Origin of the sequence: Mesorhizobium sp. M7A.F.Ca.US.005.03.2.1 (assembly GCF_003997795.1) — a bacterium.
GTDB classification, from domain to species: domain Bacteria; phylum Pseudomonadota; class Alphaproteobacteria; order Rhizobiales; family Rhizobiaceae; genus Mesorhizobium; species Mesorhizobium ciceri.
Genome location: NZ_RZRP01000972.1, coordinates 1 through 2,194, shown reverse-complemented (window position 1 = coordinate 2,194; position 2,194 = coordinate 1). Strand labels below are relative to the sequence as shown.

Annotated in this window: 1 protein-coding gene and 1 pseudogene; both read left to right on the top strand. The window is 64.4% G+C overall.

What is annotated here, in order from left to right; translation table 11 throughout:
• Positions 1-147 precede the first annotated feature (147 nt).
• Positions 148-1,935, top strand: coding sequence for a bifunctional alpha/beta hydrolase/class I SAM-dependent methyltransferase (locus EN991_RS33385; protein ID WP_206519301.1), 1,788 nt, complete (start codon positions 148-150; stop codon positions 1,933-1,935).
• Positions 1,936-1,940: 5 nt separating this feature from the next.
• Positions 1,941-2,194: pseudogene (locus tag EN991_RS33380) on the top strand (serine/threonine protein phosphatase); the annotation flags it as partial.

Here is a 2,194-nt window from a genome sequence, read left to right as displayed (position 1 = left end):
GTATCGATCGCGCCATTTGTGTTTCCGGCCATGGCAACGCTTTCGCTGCTGACCGCCATAAACCGGATACGCGCCGGGCTTATTGGCAGCGCCAGCTGAGCATCGAGGCTCGCAATGCCGCCAGTGGGGCCGCCAGAGGGAAAGACCATGATGCACGAACCCATCGCGGCCGCGGTCACGGAAAGCCTTGCGCGGCAAGCGCAGGAGCGGGTCTTCCGCAGCCATGACGGGACGGAGATCTTCTACCGCTTCTGGCCGGCGGCTTCGGCCGATGCCAAAGGCGCGGTGGTGCTCTTCCATCGCGGCCACGAGCATGGCGGCCGCATGGCCCATCTCGTCGATGAATTGCGGATGCCGGACCACGCCTTCTATGCCTGGGATGCCCGCGGCAATGGCCGTTCGTCCGGCGAGCGCGGCTATGCCCCGTCCTTCTCGGCGCTGGTGCGCGACATCGACTGCTTCATGCGCGAGATCGCTGAAAGGGATGGCTTCGCCACGCGCGATATCGCGCTGATCGCGCAGTCCTTCGGCGCCGTTCTGGCCGCCGCCTGGGTGCATGACTATGCGCCGAAGCTGCGCGCCATGGTGCTGGCCTCACCGGCCTTCTCGGTAAAACTCTACGTGCCCTTCGCCAAGGAGGGCATAGCGCTCTGGCAGAAGATCAAGGGCGGCTTCTTCGTCAATTCCTACGTCAAGGCGAAATTCCTGACCCATGATCCAGTGCGCATCGCCTCTTTCGAGAGCGATCCACTGATCACGCGGCCGATCGCTTCCAACATCCTGGTCGAACTCTATCAGCACGCAGCCCGCATCGTCACTGACGCCCGCGCCATCACCGCGCCGACGCAGCTTCTGCTTTCGGGCAGCGATTGGGTCGTGCGCCACGGCCCGCAGCACGAGTTCTTCGTCAATCTCGGCAGCCGCATCAAGGAACGTCATGTGCTACCGGGCTTCTTCCACGACACGCTGGGCGAACGCGACCGGGCAAAGGCCCTCGACCTGATCCGGCCGTTCCTGGCCAGGCAGTTCGCGGCACCGGATGCGCCGGTCGACCTGAAGCAGGCGGACATTGCCGGCTACACACGCGACGAGGCCGACCGGCTTGCTTCACCGCTCGCTTTGATGTCGCCAAAGGGTCTCTATTGGGCATTCAGCCGCGCCTCCATCCGCATGGGCGCCTGGGTTTCCCAAGGCATGAAGACCGGCATTGCCACCGGCTTCGATTCCGGCTCGACGCTGGATTATGTCTACGAAAACGACGCGCGCGGACTTACGCCCCTTGGCCGCGTCGTCGACCGTGTCTTCCTGGAAGCTATCGGCTGGCGCGGCATCCGCCAGCGCAAGCTGCATCTCGAAGAACTGATCGGCTCTTGCCTGGCAACGCTCAAGACCACTGGCCGGCCAGTGCATATTCTCGACATCGCCGCCGGCCACGGCCGCTATGTTCTCGATGCCATCGTGAAGAGCCCCGACCAGCCGGCGAGCGTGCGTCTGCAGGATTATTCCGACCTCAACGTGCAGCTTGGCCGCAAGCTGATCACGGAGCGGCAATTGCCGGCTGACGTCACGTTCCAGCGCGCCGACGCTTTCGATGCCGACATGCTCGCCAACGCCGATCCGGCGCCGGACCTCGCCATCGTTTCCGGCCTCTACGAGCTATTCTCGGACAATGCGATGATCGCCCGCTCGCTCGGTGGATTGGCCAGCGCCATGCAGCCGGGCAGCCTGTTGCTCTACACCAACCAGCCTTGGCACCCGCAGCTCGAGTTGATCGCCCGCAGCCTGACCTCGCATCGCGGCGGCGAGGCCTGGGTGATGCGCCGGCGCACGCAAGGCGAAATGAACCAGCTCGTCGAAGCCGCCGGTTTCGAAAAGCTCGACCAGCGCATCGACCAATGGGGCATCTTCACCGTCTCGCTCGCGCGGCGCCGCTGAGCAGCATGGTGTCATCGCCTGCATCCGTGGCGCGTGCCGAACCCTATAGCCGGGTGGTCGTCAGGGCAGCCCTGTGGCTGGCCTTCCTGGCGCCGTTCTTCTATCTCAGCTACGGCTTCGCCAACTGGCTGGCGTCGCGGCGCGACGATGTCGGCAGTATCGTGTTCTCGTGGGAGCACGGCATCCCGTTCCTCGCCTGGACCATCGTGCCCTATTGGTCGATCAACCTGTTCTACGGCCTGTCGCTGCTGCTCAACAA